General features: G+C 53.4%; 17 protein-coding genes and 1 other RNA gene. 7 read left to right on the top strand and 11 right to left on the bottom strand.

The genetic code is table 11. The features are described 5' to 3' along the window. Positions 1-97: 97 nt before the first annotated feature. Both sspA and sspB read left to right on the top strand, forming a co-directional pair. Positions 98-739, top strand: coding sequence for a stringent starvation protein SspA (sspA, locus tag ABIC79_RS08035; protein ID WP_013577237.1), 642 nt, complete (start codon positions 98-100; stop codon positions 737-739). A gap of 3 nt (positions 740-742) precedes the next feature. Then, positions 743-1,237: a ClpXP protease specificity-enhancing factor gene (sspB, locus tag ABIC79_RS08040; protein WP_013577236.1), complete on the top strand. Its 495-nt coding sequence runs from the start codon at positions 743-745 to the stop codon at positions 1,235-1,237. A 163-nt stretch (positions 1,238-1,400) separates the two neighbouring features. On the opposite strand, the gene ABIC79_RS08045 is transcribed toward sspB, so the two are convergent. Beyond that, a complete protein-coding gene (locus ABIC79_RS08045; RefSeq protein WP_013577235.1) occupies positions 1,401-2,819 on the bottom strand; it encodes a glutamate synthase small subunit in 1,419 nt (472 codons plus the stop codon). 9 nt (positions 2,820-2,828) lie between these two features. Next, complete coding sequence (gene gltB, locus ABIC79_RS08050; RefSeq protein WP_112151045.1) at positions 2,829-7,286, bottom strand: glutamate synthase large subunit; 4,458 nt, start codon at positions 7,284-7,286, stop codon at positions 2,829-2,831. An 872-nt stretch (positions 7,287-8,158) separates the two neighbouring features. On the opposite strand from gltB, the gene arcB reads away from it, so the two are divergent. Next, positions 8,159-10,498, top strand: a complete 2,340-nt coding sequence (arcB, locus tag ABIC79_RS08055; RefSeq protein WP_112198094.1) for an aerobic respiration two-component sensor histidine kinase ArcB — start codon at positions 8,159-8,161, stop codon at positions 10,496-10,498. 896 nt (positions 10,499-11,394) lie between these two features. Further along, positions 11,395-12,117 (top strand): monofunctional biosynthetic peptidoglycan transglycosylase, encoded by a 723-nt coding sequence (gene mtgA / locus ABIC79_RS08060; protein WP_013577232.1) that lies wholly within the window; start codon positions 11,395-11,397, stop codon positions 12,115-12,117. Between the two features lie 80 nt (positions 12,118-12,197). On the opposite strand, the gene dolP is transcribed toward mtgA, so the two are convergent. From dolP to ABIC79_RS08080, 4 genes are all read right to left on the bottom strand, one after another. Then, on the bottom strand, positions 12,198-12,773 hold the full coding sequence (dolP, locus tag ABIC79_RS08065) for a division/outer membrane stress-associated lipid-binding lipoprotein (RefSeq protein WP_013577231.1): 576 nt from the start codon (positions 12,771-12,773) through the stop codon (positions 12,198-12,200). Positions 12,774-12,782: 9 nt separating this feature from the next. Next, positions 12,783-13,373: a DnaA initiator-associating protein DiaA gene (diaA, locus tag ABIC79_RS08070; protein WP_013577230.1), complete on the bottom strand. Its 591-nt coding sequence runs from the start codon at positions 13,371-13,373 to the stop codon at positions 12,783-12,785. 30 nt (positions 13,374-13,403) lie between these two features. Further along, complete coding sequence (locus tag ABIC79_RS08075; RefSeq protein WP_013577229.1) at positions 13,404-13,772, bottom strand: YraN family protein; 369 nt, start codon at positions 13,770-13,772, stop codon at positions 13,404-13,406. Between the two features lie 65 nt (positions 13,773-13,837). Continuing rightward, the gene (locus ABIC79_RS08080; protein WP_354566774.1) at positions 13,838-15,874 is read right to left on the bottom strand and encodes a penicillin-binding protein activator; all 2,037 of its coding nucleotides are present in this window, start codon (positions 15,872-15,874) and stop codon (positions 13,838-13,840) included. Between the two features lie 61 nt (positions 15,875-15,935). On the opposite strand from ABIC79_RS08080, the gene rsmI reads away from it, so the two are divergent. Beyond that, positions 15,936-16,805 (top strand): 16S rRNA (cytidine(1402)-2'-O)-methyltransferase, encoded by an 870-nt coding sequence (gene rsmI, locus ABIC79_RS08085; protein ID WP_013577227.1) that lies wholly within the window; start codon positions 15,936-15,938, stop codon positions 16,803-16,805. Positions 16,806-16,830: 25 nt separating this feature from the next. Beyond that, positions 16,831-17,209, top strand: an RNA gene (gene rnpB / locus ABIC79_RS08090) — RNase P RNA component class A. A gap of 173 nt (positions 17,210-17,382) precedes the next feature. Here rnpB and ABIC79_RS08095 read toward each other — a convergent pair. Continuing rightward, positions 17,383-18,087 carry a pirin family protein gene (locus ABIC79_RS08095; RefSeq protein WP_166860884.1) on the bottom strand — a complete coding sequence of 235 codons (705 nt, stop codon included), beginning with the start codon at positions 18,085-18,087 and terminating at the stop codon, positions 17,383-17,385. A gap of 110 nt (positions 18,088-18,197) precedes the next feature. Here ABIC79_RS08095 and ABIC79_RS08100 point away from each other — a divergent pair, with 110 nt between their 5' ends. Continuing rightward, on the top strand, positions 18,198-19,103 hold the full coding sequence (locus ABIC79_RS08100; protein ID WP_013577213.1) for a LysR family transcriptional regulator: 906 nt from the start codon (positions 18,198-18,200) through the stop codon (positions 19,101-19,103). Positions 19,104-19,144: 41 nt separating this feature from the next. On the opposite strand, the gene ABIC79_RS08105 is transcribed toward ABIC79_RS08100, so the two are convergent. The 4 genes from ABIC79_RS08105 to ABIC79_RS08120 all read right to left on the bottom strand — a co-directional run bounded on the left by ABIC79_RS08105 (position 19,145) and on the right by ABIC79_RS08120 (position 21,623). Beyond that, positions 19,145-20,128 carry a glutathione S-transferase family protein gene (locus ABIC79_RS08105; RefSeq protein WP_013577212.1) on the bottom strand — a complete coding sequence of 328 codons (984 nt, stop codon included), beginning with the start codon at positions 20,126-20,128 and terminating at the stop codon, positions 19,145-19,147. 174 nt (positions 20,129-20,302) lie between these two features. After that, positions 20,303-20,695, bottom strand: a complete 393-nt coding sequence (locus tag ABIC79_RS08110) for a DoxX family protein (protein WP_013577211.1) — start codon at positions 20,693-20,695, stop codon at positions 20,303-20,305. A gap of 239 nt (positions 20,696-20,934) precedes the next feature. Next, positions 20,935-21,219, bottom strand: coding sequence for a YqjK-like family protein (locus tag ABIC79_RS08115; protein ID WP_015690508.1), 285 nt, complete (start codon positions 21,217-21,219; stop codon positions 20,935-20,937). Continuing rightward, a complete protein-coding gene (locus ABIC79_RS08120) occupies positions 21,216-21,623 on the bottom strand; it encodes a phage holin family protein (RefSeq protein ID WP_013577209.1) in 408 nt (135 codons plus the stop codon). Before ABIC79_RS08120 ends, ABIC79_RS08115 begins: the two co-directional genes overlap by 4 nt. Position 21,624 lies beyond the last annotated feature (1 nt).

Genomic DNA, 21,624 nt, shown 5'->3' on the forward strand with positions numbered 1-21,624 from the left:
GGTTCGCCTTGCCGATGGTTGTCTATGAAACTACGGGACAAAAACTGCAGGCTGGCGATAACTCGCTGTAATATTCTAGATAAACTTGGAGGTTTTCATGGCTGTCGCTGCCAACAAACGTTCGGTAATGACGCTGTTTTCCGGCCCGACCGACATTTTTAGCCATCAGGTACGTATCGTACTGGCGGAGAAAGGTGTCAGTGTCGAGATCGAGCAGGTTGAGATGGATCACCTGCCGCAGGATCTTATTGACCTCAACCCTTACCGCACTGTACCGACACTGGTTGATCGTGAGCTGACCCTGTTTGAATCCCGCATCATCATGGAATATCTTGATGAGCGCTTCCCGCATCCGCCGCTGATGCCGGTTTATCCGGTTGCCCGTGGTGAGAGCCGTCTGATGATGCACCGCATCGAAAATGACTGGTATTCGCTGATGCGTCAAATCGAGCAAGGTTCTGCGACTGAAGCGGACGCTGCACGTAAGCAACTGCGTGAAGAGCTGCTGGCGATTGCGCCAATCTTCTCGTACATGCCTTATTTCAAAAGCGAAGAGTTCAGTCTGGTCGATTGCTACCTGGCTCCGCTGTTGTGGCGTTTGCCAGAGCTGGGCATTGAATTGTCAGGTACCGGTTCGAAAGAGCTGAAAGGCTACATGACCCGCGTCTTCGAACGTGATGCTTTCCTGGCTTCCCTGACCGAAGCAGAGCGCGAAATGCGTTTGCATACCCGAGGTTAAGGTATGGAGATGACCGACATGTCTCCGCGTCGCCCCTATCTGCTGCGGGCTTTTTATGACTGGTTGCTGGACAACCAGTTAACCCCGCATCTGGTGGTTGACGTGACGATGCCTGGCGTGATGGTGCCGATGGAGTTTGCGCGTGACGGACAAATTGTTCTGAACGTTGCGCCGCGTGCTGTCGGCAATCTCGAACTGGGTAATGATGACGTACGCTTTAACGCCCGTTTTGGTGGCGTACCGCGTAACGTGTTTGTACCGATTGCTGCTGTTCTGGCAATTTATGCCCGTGAAAACGGTGCCGGTACCATGTTCGAACCTGAACCTGCTTATGAAGCCGAAGGTGCCTTTGACGGTGACCTGAGCGCTGATGAGCCGACAGAACCGACCATGTCAGTCATTGATGGTGATTTGCCGGATGTGGCTGAAGAAGATCCGGATGATGAGCCGCCGACACCGCCTCGCGGTGGTCGCCCGGCATTGCGTGTTGTGAAATAACAACCCGCTCAATCCGGCTTCATGCTTAAACCCTTCGTTGTTACGTGGGGTTTTTTATTGCCTTAAATACGCCGCCGCCTCTTTTCGCCAGTGCAGATTGCATACGATTAAAAAAACAACGGGGCTGCCATCGCTGGCAGCCCCGTTTTGATGCCCCGCCGGATCAGACTTCGAGGAAGTTCATGATGCCTTCTGCGGCCTTGCGGCCTTCAGCAATCGCTGTCACCACCAGATCAGAACCGCGAACTGCATCGCCACCCGCGAAGATTTTCGGATTGCTGGTCTGGAAGGCGTTGTCGCTGCCTTCAGGGGCAACGATGCGTCCCTGAGAGTCCAGCTCAACGTCATGGGCTGCCAGCCATTCCATTTTGTGAGGGCGGAAACCAAATGCCATCACCACGGCATCAGCTTCCATCACATGTTCGGAACCGGCGACGATTTCTGCACGACGGCGGCCATGGGCATCCGGAGCGCCCAGTTCGGTACGCGCCATACGCACGCCGCATACGCGGCCTGAATCATTCAGCTCGATGCTCAGCGGTTGCAGGTTGAATTTGAAATCCACACCTTCTTCACGCGCATTCTTCACTTCACGACGCGAGCCCGGCATGTTCTCTTCATCACGACGGTACGCACAGGTTACATGCGTTGCGCCCTGACGAATCGAGGTACGCACGCAGTCCATTGCGGTATCACCACCGCCCAGCACCACGACGCGTTTCTTATCCATCGTCACGTAAGGTTCTTCCTGGCTGTCATCGTAGCCCATCAGCTGCTTGGTGTTAGCGATGAGGAACGGCAGGGCATCGTACACGCCCGGCGCATCTTCGTTCGCCAGGCCACCGCGCATGGACTGATAGGTGCCAACGCCGAGGAATACAGAATCGTATTCCGCCAGCAGCGCATCAATAGTGATATCTTTGCCGACTTCGGTATTGAGCTGGAATTCGATACCCATCTCAGTGAAGATTTCGCGACGCTTGGTCATCACTGATTTTTCCAGCTTGAAGGCCGGAATACCGAAAGTCAGCAGGCCGCCGATTTCCGGATGGCGATCGTAAACCACCGCTTTCACACCGTTACGGGTCAGGACGTCTGCACAAGCCAGACCTGCCGGGCCTGCGCCGATGATCGCCACGCGTTTGCCGGTTGGCTGCACGTGAGACATATCCGGACGCCAGCCCATCTCGATCGCTTTATCGTTGATGTAGCGTTCGATGTTACCGATGGTCACTGCACCGAACTCATCGTTCAGGGTACAGGAGCCTTCGCACAGTCTGTCCTGCGGACAAACGCGCCCGCAGACTTCCGGCAGGCTGTTAGTCTGATGCGCGAGGTCGGCTGCTTCCATGATGCGACCTTCGTTCGCCAGCTTCAGCCAGTTCGGAATGTAGTTGTGAACCGGGCATTTCCATTCGCAGTAAGGGTTACCGCAGGACAGGCAGCGGTCAGCCTGTGATGCGGCCTGCGTTGCTGAGAACGGCTCGTAAATTTCCACAAACTCAATTTTGCGGATCTTCAGCGCTTTCTTAGGCGGATCAACACGCTGCAGGTCGACAAATTGATAAACGTTTTGACTCATCTTAACCTCTTACTGCGCTTGTACCCGCAGCTCAGCTGCGGAACGACTACGGTGACCCAACAATGCTTTGACATCACTGGACTTCGGTTTTACCAGGGCAAATTTAGGCGCCCATTCCGGCCAGTTCGCCAAAATCTCTTCACCACGGGTCGATGCGGTCAGCTGTACGTGTTCGATGATCAAACCGCGCAGATGCTCTTCATGGATAGCCAGATCGGCTACTTCCAGGACTTCAACCAGTTCCGGGTTAACACGTTTGCGGAATTCGCCATCTTCATCAAGAACATAAGCGAAACCACCGGTCATGCCTGCGCCGAAGTTGACGCCGGTACGGCCCAGCACACAAACAATGCCGCCGGTCATATATTCACAACCGTTATCGCCGATGCCTTCCACCACGGTGATGGCACCGGAGTTACGTACCGCGAAACGCTCACCCGCGCGGCCTGCAGCAAACATTTTGCCGCCGGTTGCGCCATATAAACAGGTGTTACCGATGATGCTGGCTTCGTGACTGCGGAACGCAGAACCAATTGGCGGACGAATGGCAATGCGGCCACCCGCCATACCTTTGCCCACATAGTCGTTCGCGTCGCCGGTCAGCATTAAATCTACGCCGCCTGCGTTCCAGACGCCGAAGCTCTGGCCTGCGGTGCCGTTGAAGTTAATACGCACCGGATCAGCCGCCATGCCCTGATCGCCATGTTTCTCTGCAATCGCACCGGACAACATAGCGCCAACGGAACGGTCAGTGTTGCGGATATCAAAGTAGAACGCTTTGCTCTGTTTTGAATCGATATGCGGCGCGGCCTGTTCCAGGATGTCTTTATTCAGCTGACCCTTGTCGAACGCCGGGTTGCTTTCGGTGCAGTACACCGCTTTGCCTTCATGCGGCGTGGCCGTTGCCAGTATCGCAGAAAGGTCGAGATTGTTTTGCTTGGCGGTGAAACCGTCCAGCTCAGTCAGCAGATCGGTACGACCAATCAGATCTACCAGCTGGCTGACACCCAACTCGGCCATGATTTCACGGGTTTCCTGCGTGATGAACCTGAAGTAGTTCACTACACGTTCCGGCAGTCCGTGATAATGGTTGCGACGCAGTTTTTCATCCTGAGTTGCCACGCCCGTTGCACAGTTGTTCAGGTGGCAAATACGCAGGTATTTACAACCCAGCGCCACCATCGGGCCGGTACCAAAACCGAAGCTTTCTGCACCAAGAATCGCTGCCTTGATGATGTCGAGGCCGGTTTTCAGGCCGCCATCAACCTGCAGACGGATCTTATGACGCAGGCCGTTGGCCACCAGTGCCTGTTGTGTTTCTACCAGGCCCAGTTCCCACGGACAACCGGCATACTTCACCGAAGACAGCGGGCTTGCGCCGGTGCCGCCATCGTAGCCAGCGATAGTGATGAGATCCGCGTAAGCTTTTGCCACGCCAACGGCGATAGTGCCGACGCCCGGTTCAGACACCAGTTTCACCGAAATCATCGCTTTCGGGTTGACCTGTTTCAGGTCGAAAATCAGCTGCGCCAGATCTTCAATGGAATAAATATCGTGGTGCGGCGGTGGAGAAATCAGGGTCACGCCCGGTACGGAATAGCGCAGTTTCGCGATGTACGGCGTCACTTTGTCACCCGGTAACTGGCCGCCTTCGCCTGGTTTTGCACCCTGCGCCACTTTGATCTGGATAACGTCAGCATTGACCAGATACGCCGGGGTTACACCGAAACGACCTGAAGCCACCTGTTTGATACGGGACACTTTATTGGTGCCGTAACGCGCCGGGTCTTCGCCACCTTCGCCGGAGTTAGAACGTCCGCCGATGCTGTTCATCGCTTCGGCCAGAGATTCATGCGCTTCCGGGCTCAGTGCGCCGATAGACATCGCTGCGGTATCGAAACGGGTAAATAAACCTTCCGCCGGTTCAACCTGATCAACAGGGATCGGCTGGCCTTTTGGCGTGACTTTCAGCAAGTCACGCAGTGTGGCCACCGGACGCTCGTTTACCAGTTTGGCGTATTTCTTATAATCGTCGTAATCACCGCTGTTGACAGCGGCTTGCAGGGTAGTGACCACGTCCGGGTTATAGGAATGGTATTCGCCACCGTGGACAAATTTCAGCAGGCCGCCCTGATCCAGCGTTTTGCGTTTCAGCCACGCGCGCTTGGACAGGTTCAGTAAGTCCTGTTCGAAGTCGCTGTAACCGGCACCGCCGATACGGCTGACGACGCCGTTAAAGCAGGTGTTGCACAGATCCTTCGCCAGACCGACTGCTTCAAACAGTTTCGAGCAACGGTAAGAGGCGACGGTTGATATGCCCATTTTGGACATGATCTTGTACAGGCCTTTGTTGATGCCGTTACGGTAGTTCAGCATCACTTCACGGTATTTCTTCTCGATGACCTGGGAGTCGACCAGTTTTGCCAGGGTTTCGTAGGCCAGATACGGGTAAACCGCAGTGGCACCGAAGCCAATCAGCACGGCGAAATGGTGCGGGTCACGGGCGCTGGCGGTTTCAACAATGATGTTGGCATCGCATCGCAGGCTTTTTTCAACCAGACGCAACTGCAACGCACCGACGGCCATGGGTGCAGGCAGCGGCAGGCGGTTCGGGGCGATATTGCGGTCAGACAGCACCAGCAGAACCGCGCCGTTACGCACTTTCTGTTCGCCTTCGTCACAGAGTTTCTGGACGAACTGCTCCATATTTTGTTCGGTCGGATCGTACGTAATATCCAGCGTTTCCGCGCGATAGTGTTTGCTGTCGAGTGTGGTCAGCTGTTTAAAGTCAGACCACAGCAGGATTGGCGATTTGAAGCTCAGACGGTGAGCCTGACCTTCGGCTTCGCAGAACACGTTCATCTCGCGGCCGATGCTGGTCGCCAGAGACATCACGTGGGCTTCGCGCAGCGGATCGATTGGCGGGTTAGTGACCTGCGCAAATTGCTGGCGGAAGTAGTCATACACGATACGCGGACGGCTGGAGAGCACGGCAAATGGCGTGTCGTCACCCATGGAGCCGACGGCTTCCTGACCGTTTTCACCCAGTACGCGGATGATCTGATCGAGTTCTTCGCTGCTGTAGCCGAATTGCTTCTGGAAAGTTTCCAGTAAGGTGTCTTCCAGCTCACGGCTGCCCACCTGATCTTCCGGCAAGTCTTCGAACGGCACCAGACGCTGAACGTTTTTCTCCATCCATTGCTTATAAGGATGGCGGCCCTTCAGATCGTTGTCAGTTTCTGCAGAATGGTGGATTTTGCCGCTGCGGGTGTCGATCACCATCAGCTCGCCCGGTCCGACGCGGCCTTTTTCGACCACTTCGTCCGGCTGATAATCCCAGATGCCAACTTCGGACGCACAGGTGATCAGCTTATCTTTGGTGATGACATAGCGCGCAGGACGCAGACCGTTACGGTCAAGGTTACAGGCGGCATAACGGCCATCTGACATCACGATACCGGCCGGGCCATCCCACGGCTCCATGTGCATGGAGTTAAAGTCGAAGAATGCGCGCAGATCGTCGTCCATATCCGGGTTTTGCTGCCAGGCTGGCGGCACCAGCAAACGCATGGCGCGCAGTAAATCCATCCCGCCTGCCAGGAACAGTTCCAGCATGTTGTCCAGCGAGCTGGAGTCCGAACCGGTTTCATTCACGAACGGTGAGGCGTCTTGCAGATCGGGGATCAGCGGCGTTTTGAATTTATACGCACGGGCACGCGCCCACTGGCGGTTACCGGTGATGGTGTTGATTTCGCCGTTGTGCGCCAGATAGCGGAAAGGCTGAGCCAGTTGCCAGCGCGGGACGGTGTTAGTCGAGAAACGCTGGTGGAACAGGCAGATGGCCGATTCCAGACGCAGGTCGGCCAGGTCTAAATAGAAGCGTGGCAGATCCGCAGGCATACACAGGCCTTTATAGATCGTGACCACGTTGGAGAAACTGCACACATAGAAGTCTTTATCCTGAATGCGTTTCTCAATACGGCGGCGCGCCATATAAAGGCGGCGTTCCATGTCACGCGGACGCCAGCCGGCAGGCGCGTTGACAAAAATTTGTTCGATGCGGGGCAGGGAGGAAAGCGCGATTTCACCGAGTACGTCCGGATTGGTCGGAACGTCACGCCAGCCCACCACGGACAGCGTCTCGTTTTGCAACTCTTCTTCAACAATGCGGCGGCTTGCCTCAGCTTCTTTTTCATCTTTGCTGAGGAACAGCATGCCAACGGCATAGTTTTTCGCCAGACGCCAGCCACGTTCTTCAGCAATCATGCGGAAGAAGCGGTCAGGTTTCTGTAAATGAAGGCCACAGCCGTCGCCGGTCTTGCCGTCAGCAAGGATCGCGCCACGGTGTTGCATACGGGCCAGCGCGTGGATCGCAGTACGCACGACCTTATGGCTAGGTTCGCCTTCTATATGGGCGATCAGGCCGAAACCACAGTTGTCCCTCTCTTGGGATTTATCGTACAACATTACGTGAACCTCCCCAGGCTCTGCGAGACTCTCACACCAATCGCGAGCGGGCTTATACACAGAGGTTTGTCCGCAATTTCGCGCACTCTTGCGGTGCGTTGATTGCCCGGACATCTCCGTCAAAGGCCTCTCGTGATGGTTCTCACAAGTGGTGGTTGACTTGTTTTAATGAGGGAGTCTTCAATTACTGCATAAATATGACGAGTTGCTCACCCGTCGAGATTGCTTCCAGCGGACTCCCAACTTAGCGAGAAAGCACAGACAGGTCAAATGGCGATTTAAGTTATATTAAAAGTGATATAAAGAGATTTAATTATTTGAAATATATATGTTTTATGGGGTTTTTGCTGGCATATTTCCGATGGGGGCATGCACGTAAAGTGTGAGCTGACTCACTATGGGGAAAGCGTAAGATCTCCGCACCGTGCTGGCAGGGGCGTAATTACCAGTATTTTATACTGGAAAATACTGTACCCATGCGGTTTGTCACTGTTTTTAACCTGACAGTAATAATGTGTTAGTCCGGTGTTTGTAATAAGAATTATTCATACTGCCACGAATGACTTTATTTGCAGTAATAATGAATAGTTATGCCTGTGCGAAACGCACCGGGAGAGAAAATATTCGGAGGATAAAAGGAAAAAATGTTAGCTGGACGGCAGTTGGCAACGCGTGCAGCCTGATAAAGCCGGCCGATATTAATAATATCACCGCAGATAATAGTCAATAACTCTGCCCTTATTTCCTGCATTGCACCATGACAAGCCCCTGCAAGGTGCATCTCACAAACTTCACGCTCAATTTATCCCCTGCCATCACGCCGGTGAGGTTTTGCGGTATGATTCAGACGACTTCGTTTTAAGGGAAACGTTATGAAGCAAATCCGGGTTTTAGCGCAGTATTATGTCGATCTGATGGTCAAGCTGGGGCTGGTGAGATTCTCACTGCTGCTGGCGTCTGCGCTGGTGGTACTGGCAATGATTGTCCAGATGGCGGTCACGATGCTCCTGCGCGGGCAGGTTGAGAGTATCGACGTCGTTCGTTCCATCTTCTTTGGTTTGCTGATCACGCCCTGGGCGGTTTACTTCCTGTCGGTGGTGGTTGAACAACTTGAAGAGTCGCGTCAGCGTTTAGCGCGTCTGGTCGATAAACTGGAAGAAATGCGCCACCGCGACCTCGAACTGAATCAGCAACTCAAAGACAACATCACCCAACTGAATCAGGAAATCGCCGACCGTGTGAAAGCGGAAGAAGCGCGTCTGGCAGTGGTCGATAAGCTGAAACTCGAAATGCAGCACCGCGAACAGGCGCAGATCGAACTGAGCCAGCAATCTGCATTATTACGCTCTTTCCTCGATGCCTCGCCGGACCTGGTGTATTACCGCAACGAAGACAAAGAATTCTCCGGCTGTAACCGGGCGATGGAACTGCTGACCGGCAAAAGTGAAAAGCAACTGATCGGCCTGACTCCCAACGACGTTTATACTCCGGATATCGCCGAGAAAGTGGTCGAAACCGACGAGAAGGTTTTCCGTCACAACGTTTCCCTGACCTACGAACAATGGCTGGTCTATCCGGACGGGCGCAAAGCCTGCTTCGAATTGCGTAAAGTGCCGTTTTATGACCGTATCGGTAAGCGACACGGGCTGATGGGCTTCGGACGCGATATTACCGAGCGTAAGCGCTATCAGGACGCGTTAGAGAACGCCAGCCGTGAGAAGACCACTTTTATCTCAACGATCAGCCACGAGCTGCGTACGCCGCTTAACGGCATCGTCGGGCTGAGCCGCATTTTGCTCGACACCGAGCTGGACAAAGAACAGCACAGCTACCTGAAAACCATTCATGTCAGCGCGATCACCCTCGGCAATATCTTCAACGATATTATTGAAATGGACAAAATTGAGCGCCGCAAAGTGCAGCTTGATAACCAGCCGGTTGATTTCACCGAATTCCTCTCCGATCTGGAAAATCTCTCCGGACTGCTGGCCCAGCCGAAAGGGCTGAAATTTATCATGGAGCCTGACCTGCCGTTGCCGCGCAGTATTACGACGGACGGCACGCGTCTGCGCCAGATTCTGTGGAATCTGATCGGCAACGCCGTCAAATTCACCCGCGAAGGTGAGATTGTGCTGAGCGTGCATTATGAACCGAACGATATGCTGCGATTTGTCGTGCGCGATTCCGGTCTGGGGATCCCGCAGGATGAGCAGGACAAAATCTTTGCCATGTATTATCAGGTGAAAGATCAGAACGGCGGTAAACCGGCGACCGGCACAGGGATTGGGCTGGCGGTCTCAAAACGTCTGGCACAGGCAATGGGCGGCGATATCACCGTCAGCAGCGTGCCGGGTCAGGGTTCCTGCTTTACGCTCGTCGTACGCGCACCAACGCTGGATTCACCGGCTGACCTGGCCAGTGACGAAGAAGACATGCCCTTACCGGCGCTGCACGTGCTGCTGGTCGAAGACATTGAGCTGAACGTCATTGTGGCGCGTTCAGTGCTGGAGAAGTTAGGTAACAGCGTGGAAGTGGCGATGAATGGCCATGATGCGCTGGAGATGTTCGATCCTGACGAATTCGATCTGGTACTGCTGGATATCCAGTTGCCTGACATGACAGGGCTGGATATTGCCCGCAAGCTGCGCACCGATTACGCCGGACAACGTCTGCCGCCACTGATTGCCCTGACAGCAAACGTGCTGAAAGACAAAAAAGAGTATCTCGATGCGGGAATGGATGACGTGCTGAGCAAGCCGCTGTCTGTTTCCGCGCTGACCGCGATGATTCAGCAGTTCTGGGATCATCAGCCTGACGTTTCCGTAGTGGAAAAGGAGCCCGTAGTGATGAAAGACAGCGAATCGTTGCTTGATACCGCCATGCTTGAGCAGTACATCGACCTGGTTGGGGCGAAACTGATTTATCAGAGTGCGGATATGTTTGAAAAAATGATGCCGGGCTATCTGGCTGTGCTTGATTCCAACATGACGGCACGCGATCAAAAAGGGATTGCCGAGGAAGGCCACAAAATCAAAGGCGCGGCGGGTTCTGTTGGCCTGAAACATTTACAGCAACTGGCACAACAAATTCAGACGCCGACATTGCCAGCCTGGTGGGATAACGTTCAGGAATGGATTGATGAGCTGAAGGCCGAATGGCGCAATGACATCAAAGTATTACGTGACTGGACGGCAAACGCTGAAAAAAAATAACCCCGGCCGAGGCCGGGGTGCGCGAATACTGCGCCAACACCAGGGAAAGAGGTAACCCACGATAGTTTTTAGGGTTCGGTTTTCGCAGGTCTTGGAATTCAGGTTTAAAGTCTAATACATCCTGTAGCAATCAACATAACAAATATAAGCAGAACTGTTACAACATTCATTAAAAACTGTGATGTAGATTAGTCTTTGTCTATACAAAACATCAAGTCTTTATCGCAGGATTTTTGACAGAATACAAATGAAGCATGTTGATGTTGTATTGGCGACATGCAATTTTGCTTATGGAAGTGAACAATAGCAGGCGGTTTTGCAGGTGAATTTGCGACATGCCCGTCTATGAAACCGGTTCTATAAATTGAAAAATTTATGCCAACTTGTTGTAATATATGGTTTAAGTGTGAATTTCAGCGAAATGATCTCTCCGGAGCCAAAAGAGATCTGAAATTTATTTTAAATGAAAAAATTTCACTTAGGTTTATGCGTTTTTTATCTGATAAAAAGGTGCACACCCTGCTGATTTTATAGGTATCACAGGTGTTGTATTTGACTTAGTGCGTTAACGCATTACGGAATAATTGATGAGAATTTATTCACTTTCACTGATCGGAATCATAAATTAATCTTACGTATCTTTTGTTGATTAGTTTACAAAAATTTTACTTTTTTGCTTAAAAATCAGTCGCAGTGAAAAAAGCAAGAGTTCCTGACTGTTTGACGGAACTCCTTGATGGTAGTGGTTTAATCGGAATTTTTCGTTCTGAATGTAAGCAAAAGTTTCATTGTTATTGCTCAATTGTTAGCAATATTGTGCAGCATTTCGCTAGCCTGATCTTGCAGGTTATTATTGAGATTGATTAGATGGTCGGATGTGTTGTGGAAAGCGCCAAATGAATAAAATTACTCGAAAAGGCCTGTTGCGTACGCCGCTGTTATGGCTAAAACGCGCAGTGATACTGTTACTCTGCTTATGGGTAGCGGGCATTCTTCTTTTTTCTTTTTTACCCGTGCCTTTTTCTGCCGTGATGGTGGAGCGCCAGATTTCCGCGTGGCTGACCGGTGATTTTGGTTATGTTGCACATTCGGACTGGGTGCCAATGAGTGAGATTTCCTCACCAATGGCGCTCGCGGTGATGGCGGCGGAAGATCAGAAATTCCCGACTCATTGGGGATTTGATGTCGATGCTATTCAGTCGGTGCTGGATAAAGACGGCGGAAAAATGCGTGGTGCTTCGACATTATCCCAGCAAACCGCTAAAAACCTGTTTCTGTGGGATGGGCGCAGTTGGGTGCGTAAAGGGCTTGAGGCTGGGCTGACCGTGGGTATTGAAACCGTATGGACAAAACGTCGCATTCTGACGGTGTACCTGAATATCGCGGAGTTTGGTGATGGCGTCTTTGGCGTCGAGCAGGCTGCGCAGCATTTCTTCCATAAACCGGCCAGCCGCCTGACTGCGTCTCAGGCCGCGTTACTGGCCGCAGTGTTGCCGAATCCGCATCTGTTTAAGGTGAATGCGCCTTCTGCGTATGTCATACGCCGTCAGCAATGGATCCTGCGTCAGATGAGCCAGCTCGGTGGTGAGTCTTTCCTGCAAGAGCATAAACTGCATTAGAGCGGATGATGTTTACAGTAAAAAAAAGGACAGCCTGAGCTGTCCTTTTTGGTTATAACGTACTGAATTATTTCACGTAGCTATTTAACGTAAGTAAAGGCCGTGGTGACGTGTTTAACGCCGCTCACGCCAGCCGCTATCCCAGCCGCTGACTTACCTTCTTCCTGCGTCACCAGACCCAGCAGGAACACTTCGCCGTTTTCGGTGGTGACTTTGACGTTAGATGATTTAACCGAATCACTGGTCAGCAACTGAGAACGGACTTTGGTGGTGATCCACGTATCCATTGACGCTGTGCCCATGCTGACCGGCTTACCGGTACGGATTTCGTTGTACACTTCCGTTGCGCCTTCAACACCCATCGCAATTTGTTTTGCGCGAGAAGCCATATCCGCCGTCGGCGCCTGACCGGTTAACAGGACTTTACCCTGATACGCAGTCGCCACGATGCGGGCTTCGTCTTTCAGTTGTTTATCTTTACTCACCGCATTAGAGACACGGGCTTCCAGCGTGCTGTCATCAACCTGAGTGCCGACCGTACGTGGGTCAGTCGTTGTTTTTGTTGCGACGCCAGCCGCACCAACTACCGCAGCGGCGACACAGCCTTGTAACAGAAGGGCGCTTAACAATACAGCAAAGAGAGGACTCGCCTTCATGGGATCTCCTTAATCGTCCTGGTGTGGGAACAGCGTGTTATCTATCAGGTCACAGAGACAGTTAACTGTGAGCATATGCATTTCCTGAATGCGGGCGCTGCGATGAGAGGGAATACGGATCTCAACATCATGAGGCCCCAGTAAACCCGCCAGCTCGCCGCCGTCATAACCTGTTAATGCGACAATGGTCATATCACGGGTTACCGCTGCTTCAACGGCTTTGACAATATCACGGCTGTTGCCGCGGGTAGAAATGGCCAGCAGAACATCACCCGCCTGACCTAAGGCGCGGACCTGTTTAGCATAAATTTCTTCATGCAGTCGATCGTTGGCAATCGCAGTGAGCACAATGTTATCTGCACATAATGAGATTGCAGGAAGGCTAGGACGTTCAGTTTCAAAACGATTAATCAGACTGGCGGAAAAATGCTGCGCATTTGCCGCAGAGGTGCCATTGCCGCAGCACAGAATTTTATTGCCGTTAAGCAGCGATTGCACCAGCGTCATCGCGGCGCGGGAAATCGCGTCAGGCAAGGCTTCTGCCGCCGCAATCTGAGTTTGGATACTTTCTGTAAAGCAGACTTTGATTCTATCCAGCACGGGTTTTCGTCCAGTCAGTCGTCGTAATATTTATTCCGCATTGAAGGCATCACGCAGCCATTCTATCTGGCTGCCGGTGATGGCAAAAACATCAAAACGGCAAGATGATGTGTCAAAGCTTGCGTTCTTTCCTGCAAGCCAGAAAGAGGCAGCGCGTAACAGGCGCTGCTGTTTTTGAATCGTCACGCTGGCCGCCGCACCACCAAAACTGGCGTTGCGCCGGTAACGGACTTCAACAAACACCCAGGTTTGCTGGTCACGCATGATCATGTCAATTTCACCGGCACGGCAGGCCACATTGGCCGCCACGAAGGTTAACCCGGCTTTTTCGAGATAGCGTCGTGCAAATGCTTCGTATTTATCACCGCACGCCCGCGTTTTTGACAAAAAAGACTTCATCAGTACGTCCTTGTACCTGTAATGGCTGAGAATTCCGATCTCTGTTGAGCTGTTTCAGTTTTCTCTTAAGAAGAAACTGGCACCAGCGAACCCTGACGGTATTGCAGCCATGGCAATTTACGGTGGATCACGCAGTTGCTATTGGCGCTCAATTCTCCGGTGCTGCCGGAAACCTGGAAGCCAGGCAATGTGCGCATCTGGGAGAAATGATTTGCCAGATTCCAGGCATCGATCCCCATCGCATAGAGACGAACCAGCGAATAGTCGTTACCAAACTTCGCGGCTGCCTGCTGCATCAGCGCAGGGTTACCGCCTGCCAGTAAGGGAATATCGCTAAACTGCACGCCTTCCATTTCGAGACGGTAATCCGGACCGGCACCTGCCTGATAGCTGCGCGAACTGGCGTACACTGAAGGATGCACGCGGCCATTCACGGCCAGATCCAGCATCGGTTTAATCAGCGTCAGTTCACTTTGTGTCGCAACAACGTAGACGGAATCCACTGCGCCACCGGTACTGCCTTGCGTAATCTGTGCATCTGTCGGCGGCGCCGGGATGGTAATGCCACCAATTGTGACACCCTGCGCTTGTGCTGGCGCGGCTGCATCACTGGTGGTGACCGGCGTACCGGTCAGGCGGATACCGCTGCCAATAGAAGAACGCAATTCACCGGCGGAACCGAGACCTTGTTTCAGTACGGTTTGCCCGCCCAGTTTCTGCCATTCGTTAGCAAAAGCCTGCGCGATACGGTCGCCGAAGCTGCCACGCGGCACCAGTAACAGCGGCATACGTTTCTGCTCAGACCACATGTGGCGCGCAGCATCCTGTGCCTCGTCTTCCGGCGAGAGCGCAAAGTAACAGATATTCGGGCTGTTTTTCTCAGTTTCTGGCTGATTGAGCGCTAAAACATTCAGAGGCGTCTGGTCAGAAGCGAGTGCGTTCACCTGATCTTTCAGCAGCGGGCCGACAACCAGCGTTGCGCCATCCTGCTGAGCCTGCGTCAGAAGCGCGGCCAGAGGCTGACCATTGGTATCATACACTTTCACCTGCCCGTTGCTGCTGGCCACGGGCGCAGCGGCTGGGGTTGCGGCAGGCTGAGCCTGGGAAGGATCGGTTTGAGACGCGGTATTTTGCGCGTTGGCGTCCGGTGCAGATGTACTGACGGCTGCGTTCGGGTCTGCCGGCGTCTGAGATTGTGCGTTTGGATCGGTCGGTGCCGTTTGTGCCGCTGGCTGGCTGACCTGACCGCTCATTGCCGCATTAAAACCCTGCTGAATGGCATTCCCGTAAACCTGTGCCGGGCCGCTCATTGGCAGAAACAGCGCAATTTTGCCGGTTGAAGCAGGCTGGAAAGTCAGCACATTATTGAGCTGAGTCGGCAGGCTTTTCGCTGCCGGATTCACCGGATAACGGCGCTGCCAGTCTTTAATCCCGGCTTTCAGTAAATCAGGATCCTGCTTGTTGCTTTGCCAGACGCTGAGTAAATCCAGCCATCCCTGCAGCGTATTTTCATCCGCATTGATCACGATGCTGTTGACGTCCTGTGCGGACATCTGCGTCAGCGCCATCCAGGTGCGGTCAATGTTGTCCTGATGCGGCTGACCTTGTACCAGCGGCTCCTGCGCGATATAGGCGCGGATCACGCCAAGGCTGGTGCGCCCCTGACTGGCATCGATTTGCGCCTGATAATAACGGGCTTTCTGATCGTTAGTCAGATCGTGGGGATCCAACTGGCTCAGACTGGTGGCTGCTGCCGGATAATTTTTCAGCGCAACCTGCACTTCTGCACTGGTCAGTTGCTGTTCGACGGTTTGGGCAGCCGTCAGATTTTGCGGCACTTTAGCCAGCTGTTCCGCCGCCTGAGGCGCTTTGCCTTCGCGTATCAGGGCACGCACTGCAAGCAATTGCCAGTCAGCCTTGTTATCATCACCGCTTTGCTGCGCCTGCTGCAAATAATAGTCAGAGCTGCCGGACGCTGCACCCTGGACACTTTCTGTCGGTGCCTGCGGCGCCTGACCTGAACAGCTGGCAAGAAGCATGGCCACGATGATGGCAGGGAGTAAACGTCCCGAACGGGTACGAAAGGTCATTGAGGAAGGCATTCAGTTTCCAGTGATGTTTTTTTAAGATGCTCAATATTAAATCGGCAATCCGGATGAAACAATGAATCAAGACGATCAAGCAGATATTTCTGCCTCAACGCTGTATATCGTACCGACGCCAATTGGCAATTTAGGAGATATAACCCAACGCGCGCTGGCCGTACTGAACAGTGTAGATTTGATTGCTGCAGAAGATACCCGCCATACCGGATTGCTGCTGCAACATTTCGCGATCACGGCAAAAATGTACCCGCTGCATGATCATAATGAACAGCAGAAAGCTGAGCATTTACTGGCGAAATTGCAGGCAGGCCAGACGATAGCGCTGGTCTCGGATGCCGGTACGCCGCTGATCAATGATCCTGGCTATCACCTTGTGCGTCGCTGCCGCGAAGCCGGTATCCGCGTGGTACCGTTACCCGGTGCCTGTGCGGCGATCACCGCGCTTTGTGCCGCCGGTTTGCCCTCTGATCGTTTCTGTTACGAAGGGTTTCTGCCCGCCAAAACCAAATCCCGTAAAGATACGTTGCAGGCATTGATTGAAGAACCCCGCACGCTGATTTTCTATGAATCCACGCACCGCCTGTTGGACAGTTTGCAGGATATGGTCGAAGTCTGGGGGCCAGATCGTTATGTCGTACTGGCGCGTGAACTGACCAAAACCTGGGAAAATATTCACGGTGCGCCGGTGGGTGAACTGCTGGCATGGGTGCAGGAAGTCGAAACGCGCCGGCGCGGTGAAATGGTGCTGATCGTTGAAGGCCATAAGGTCGATACCGAAGCCTTACCGGCGGAAGCCCTGCGCACACTGGCATTGCTGCAAAAAGAACTGCCGCTCAAAAAAGCGGCCGCGCTGGCCGCCGAAATCCACGGTGTGAAGAAGAATGCGTTGTATAAATACGCGCTTGATGAGCAAGAGGGTGACAAATAGGGCGTAATACCCTATTATCCGCCGCGGAGTTGACCAGACAGTCGCCGCTTCTTTGCCGTCCCTTTCGGGGGAGACAGAAGGAGGGGAGGAAAGTCCGGGCTCCATAGGGCAGGGTGCCAGGTAACGCCTGGGAAGCGCGAGCTTACGACAAGTGCAACAGAGAGCAAACCGCCGATGGCCCGCGCAAGCGGGATCAGGTAAGGGTGAAAGGGTGCGGTAAGAGCGCACCGCGCGGCTGGCAACAGTTCGTGGCAAGGTAAACTCCACCCGGAGCAAGGCCAAATAGGGGTTCACATGGTACGGCCCGTACTGAACCCGGGTAGGCTGCTTGAGCCAGTGAGCGATTGCTGGCCTAGACGAATGACTGTCCACGACAGAACCCGGCTTAACGGTCAACTCCCTCGTCAACAGAAAGCCCGCGTAGTGTTAACTACGCGGGCTTTCGCCTTTTCCCCGTCACCATTCAAACTGCCGACGCGTTGGCTGCTCTTACTCATCCGAATCGCTTACTTCAGTAAGCTCATCGGGATTCATGCGTTCGCCGCCTTCCTGCAATTTGCATGATTTAGTGGACGTTCTACACCGGCATATCAATCAGCAGCGCCCGTAATGGCGTGCTGGCAGAAACGGTCAGGCTGTTTTCCTGATGGATAAATGCACCGTCACCGCAGGCCAGTTTTTGTGATTCGTGGGTGACCGCGCCCTGTGCATTAATCTGCCCGTGGATGGACTGCAAATAGGCGCGTGGTCCGCGAACCGGCAATGTTATTGCTTCACCCGCCGCCAGTGTCAGTTGATGGATCCACACGTTTTGCCGCAGTTGCAGGCTGCCCTTTTCCCCGTCTGGTGAGGCCAGCAGGAAATGCGTCGCCTCCGGCAGTACCATTTTCTGCGTTAACGGATTCTCGTGTTCAGGACAGGCATCCAGCCACAGTTGCATTCGCGTCAGTGGCTGGGTGGTGCTGGTGTTCAGTTCGCTGTAACTGACATTCGCCTGCGTCGACAGCAACGCTGCTTCACCGGCGCTGACCTGCATGCTGTTGCCTTCGCTGTCGCGGTATTCCGCCGAACCCTGCAACACCAGATTCAGCACATCCACGCGCGGATACGTGCGCGGCTGGAAACTGGCGCCGGGTGACAGCACTTCCTGATTCAGGACGCGCAGGGAAGCGTAGCCCATCAGCTTGGGATCAAAGTAATGGCCGAAGGAAAATGTATACCGTGCCTGGAGCCAGCCAAAGTCAGCGCTACCGCACTCTTTTGCCGTTCTGCTGGTAATCATGGCGGTCGCCTCTCTTAAAAATTTCGATGTATAAATGGTAAGCGTCTGGACGTGTGATTGTTAGCCAGTTAATCTGGTCGCTATATTCAAATTTCCTGAAAGAGAAGAGAATGGCTAAGGATCGCGCACTCACACTGGAAGCATTACGGGTCATGGATGCGATTGACCGCAGGGGGAGTTTCGCCGCTGCCGCCGATGAGCTGGGCCGCGTCCCGTCGGCATTGAGCTACACCATGCAGAAACTTGAAGAAGAGCTGGATGTGGTGTTATTTGACCGTTCAGGTCATCGGACAAAATTCACCAATGTTGGCCGGATGTTGCTCGAACGTGGACGAGTATTGCTGGAAGCCGCAGATAAACTGACAGTGGATGCCGAAGCACTGGCCCGCGGTTGGGAAACGCACATCACCATCGTGTGTGAAGCGTTATCGCCCGCTGCGCAGTTGTTCCCGCTGATTGAAAAGCTGGCGCTGAAAGCCAATACGCAGGTGTCCCTGTTAACCGAAGTGCTGGCCGGTGCGTGGGAACGTCTCGAGCAAGGCCGGGCGGATATTGTGATCGCGCCGGATATGCATTTCCGCTCTTCCACCGAAATTAACAGCCGCAAGCTGTATAAGCTGGCCAGCATATACGTGGCCGCGCCGGATCACCCGATCCATCTTGAAGCGGAGCCGCTGTCTGACGTTAGCCGGGTTAAATACCGCGGGATTGCCGTGGCGGATACCGCCCGTGAGCGCCCGGTATTAACCGTTCAGTTGCTGGATAAACAGCAGCGTCTGACGGTCAGTACCATCGAAGAGAAGCGTAAAGCCTTGCTGGCGGGATTAGGCGTGGCGACGATGCCTTATCCGATGGTCGAGAAAGATATCGAGGAAGGGCGATTGCGGGTGGTGAGCGCGGAATATAACCGTGAAATCGACATTATTATGGCGTGGCGCCGCGACAGCATGGGCGAGGCAAAAGCCTGGTTCCTGCGCGAAATCCCTAAGCTGCTGGCTACGCGGGACGTGAAGTAATGTGTCCTTCCCCGTGTGAAAGGGGAAGGAGCCGAACGAAATCAAAAACGGCTATCGCGGCCGTGTTCAGAGTCTAAATCCTGCGCCGGTCCGGTGGAAATAATCCCGTAAGGATTGATGGTCGCGTGGCTGCGGAAATAGTGATTACGGATGTGCGCGAAATTCACCGTGTCGCGAATCCCCGGCATCTGGTAGATATCACGCAGGAAACCGTACAGATTCGGGTAGTCGCTGATGCGGTAGCGATCGCATTTAAAGTGTGTGACGTAGACGGGATCAAAACGCACCAGCGTGGTCCACAAACGCAGATCCGCCTCGGTCAGCTGATTGCCGGTCAGATAGCGATGTTTGCCCAGTAATTCCTCGGCACGTTCCAGTGCCGCAAAAACACCGTCAACCGCTTCATCGTAGGCTTCCTGAGATGTCGCAAAACCCGCCTTATACACCCCATTATTGATTTGCGGATACACCCACTCATTAATCTCATCAATCTCTGAACGCAACGCCTCGGGATAATAATCCCCGGCTTTGGCACCCACGGCATCAAACGCGCTGTTGAACATGCGGATGATATCGGCGGATTCATTGCTGACGATGGTCTGCTGCTTTTTATCCCACAGGATTGGCACGGTGACGCGGCCGGTGTAATCGTTCTGCGCGCGCAGATAGATTTCATAAGCGTAATTCAGATGATACAAATCGTCGCCCGTCGCAGCCGGGAAATCGGTGCCGAACGTCCAGCCGTGTTCCAGCATCAGCGGGTGCACGACAGACACCGGGATAATGTCTTCCAGCCCTTTCAGCGTACGCATCAGTAAGGTGCGGTGCGCCCACGGGCAGGCCAGCGAAACATACAGATGATAACGGTCGCGTTCTGCGGTAAAGCCGCCAACGCCGTGTTCGCCCGGCGTCCCATCACGCGTTATCCAGTTACGAAACTGCGCTGCTGAACGTTTGAAATGACCGCCGGTCGACTTGGTGTCGTACCAGGTGTCCTGCCAAACGCCATTCACTAGTTGTCCCATTTTTCCTCCTTCCCCCTCATCCTCCGAGCCGCCTTGATGCAACCCGAATGATTTAGGGGAGATTTACAGATAAGTAATAAAAAAGGGCGAGGTGATAAATCACATCGCCCTGCAGGTCTGACTTATTGTCTTATTTAATTATAGCGTGGTTGCTGCTCCCTGGTGCCGGGGCAATTACCAGTTTTTCTTGATCAGGCGGTCGATGCTGAATGCGCCAGGGCCGGAAGCAAACAGGACGAAGAATCCACCCGCGATAGACAGGTTTTTCATGAACATCATCTGGTTCACGCCCTGTGCAAAATCAGTGTGGAAGATCAGCGCCGTCAGGATAGTGAAGATGGCGGTGATCAGCGCGGTGGTACGGGTAAAGAAGCCGAACAAGATTGCCAGACCGCCGCCAAACTCTAACAAGATAGTCAGTGGCAGGAAGAAGCTTGGCACGCCCATGGAAGCCATGTAACCCGCAGTCGCGGTGTAACCGTTAATTTTGCCCCAACCTGCAACAATAAACAGAATAGGCATCAGAATACGTGCAACCAGTAAAGCTGTGTCGTGTAACTTGTTCATCTTCGACTCCGAAAGTGGTGCGCCCAAATTGAGCTAAAAGTGTTACCGGTCCGGTCGGAAAATATTTCCTGCCGTTACCGCATCAGTTGATGACGAGATAATAAGTCGGATGAATAAGTTATGTTAGCAAGTAAATCTGTCTGAATGGTTCAAATAAATTGAACAGCCACCGTATTGTTATTCAAAAAGAAAAGGGCTGATTGTTTTCAATCAGCCCTTTTTGCAGGATGGGTATCACGCTATTTGTTGCCGATGGTCTTGCGAAACAGACGTACCGTTCCCCAGATACCGAAAGCGCGCCGGGACCAGCGAACCACTGCACTGGGATGACGGATACCGTAAACAGCCAGCAGGCTTGAGCCTACGACCAGATATTTACGCATATCCACCAGTTTTATCCAGTAGTGATCCACTTTCGCGGTGGCATCCAGCCAGTCAGAACCGGCCTGAGAAAGCTCGCCGCGCTGACGCTCAATTTTGCGCAGCAACCTGACTTTTTCGATAGCACGGTTCGGAATGCTCATAGCTCGTCATCCTTTTCCAGCAGAGCGCGATCGACGTCCAGTTGCTTACGGGTGAGGCTAAGCAGTGTTGATCGTTTGGCTTTCGCCAGTGTCATCGCGCCAAGGATCACTGCCAGAAGCAGCAACACGCCGGTCGTTGTTGCTATCGCCGTAAGACGATAGGCCGGGTCAATGGCCCAGAATAAAACAACCAGCAAACTCATAAGACCAAAGGCAGTAAAGATCAGGGTAATACCGGCCATAAGCAGTAATTGGAAAATATTGGCCTTTTCCTCTTCCAGCTCAACCACAGCCAGCCGGACACGCGTTTCCACAATGCTCACCACCACGGTGGCAATGCGGGAAACGATGTCAAACAGGCCCTTACCCGGCCCTTGTGGCGAAGGTTTGATCGATTCAGCCATA

It is taken from the genome of Rahnella sp. 2050 (assembly GCF_040544515.1).
Lineage (GTDB): Bacteria > Pseudomonadota > Gammaproteobacteria > Enterobacterales > Enterobacteriaceae > Rahnella > Rahnella aceris.

What these genes read in the sequence shown, in the direction of transcription:
- sspA (WP_013577237.1), top strand. Translation starts at nt 98, where the DNA reads ATGGCTGTCGCTGCCAACAAACGTTCGGTAATGACGCTGTTTTCCGGC.
- sspB (WP_013577236.1), top strand. Translation starts at nt 743, where the DNA reads ATGGAGATGACCGACATGTCTCCGCGTCGCCCCTATCTGCTGCGGGCT.
- ABIC79_RS08045 (WP_013577235.1), bottom strand. Translation starts at nt 2,819, where the DNA reads ATGAGTCAAAACGTTTATCAATTTGTCGACCTGCAGCGTGTTGATCCG.
- gltB (WP_112151045.1), bottom strand. Translation starts at nt 7,286, where the DNA reads ATGTTGTACGATAAATCCCAAGAGAGGGACAACTGTGGTTTCGGCCTG.
- arcB (WP_112198094.1), top strand. Translation starts at nt 8,159, where the DNA reads ATGAAGCAAATCCGGGTTTTAGCGCAGTATTATGTCGATCTGATGGTC.
- mtgA (WP_013577232.1), top strand. Translation starts at nt 11,395, where the DNA reads ATGAATAAAATTACTCGAAAAGGCCTGTTGCGTACGCCGCTGTTATGG.
- dolP (WP_013577231.1), bottom strand. Translation starts at nt 12,773, where the DNA reads ATGAAGGCGAGTCCTCTCTTTGCTGTATTGTTAAGCGCCCTTCTGTTA.
- ABIC79_RS08075 (WP_013577229.1), bottom strand. Translation starts at nt 13,772, where the DNA reads ATGAAGTCTTTTTTGTCAAAAACGCGGGCGTGCGGTGATAAATACGAA.
- ABIC79_RS08080 (WP_354566774.1), bottom strand. Translation starts at nt 15,874, where the DNA reads ATGCCTTCCTCAATGACCTTTCGTACCCGTTCGGGACGTTTACTCCCT.
- rsmI (WP_013577227.1), top strand. Translation starts at nt 15,936, where the DNA reads ATGAATCAAGACGATCAAGCAGATATTTCTGCCTCAACGCTGTATATC.
- ABIC79_RS08095 (WP_166860884.1), bottom strand. Translation starts at nt 18,087, where the DNA reads ATGATTACCAGCAGAACGGCAAAAGAGTGCGGTAGCGCTGACTTTGGC.
- ABIC79_RS08100 (WP_013577213.1), top strand. Translation starts at nt 18,198, where the DNA reads ATGGCTAAGGATCGCGCACTCACACTGGAAGCATTACGGGTCATGGAT.
- ABIC79_RS08105 (WP_013577212.1), bottom strand. Translation starts at nt 20,128, where the DNA reads ATGGGACAACTAGTGAATGGCGTTTGGCAGGACACCTGGTACGACACC.
- ABIC79_RS08110 (WP_013577211.1), bottom strand. Translation starts at nt 20,695, where the DNA reads ATGAACAAGTTACACGACACAGCTTTACTGGTTGCACGTATTCTGATG.
- ABIC79_RS08115 (WP_015690508.1), bottom strand. Translation starts at nt 21,219, where the DNA reads ATGAGCATTCCGAACCGTGCTATCGAAAAAGTCAGGTTGCTGCGCAAA.
- ABIC79_RS08120 (WP_013577209.1), bottom strand. Translation starts at nt 21,623, where the DNA reads ATGGCTGAATCGATCAAACCTTCGCCACAAGGGCCGGGTAAGGGCCTG.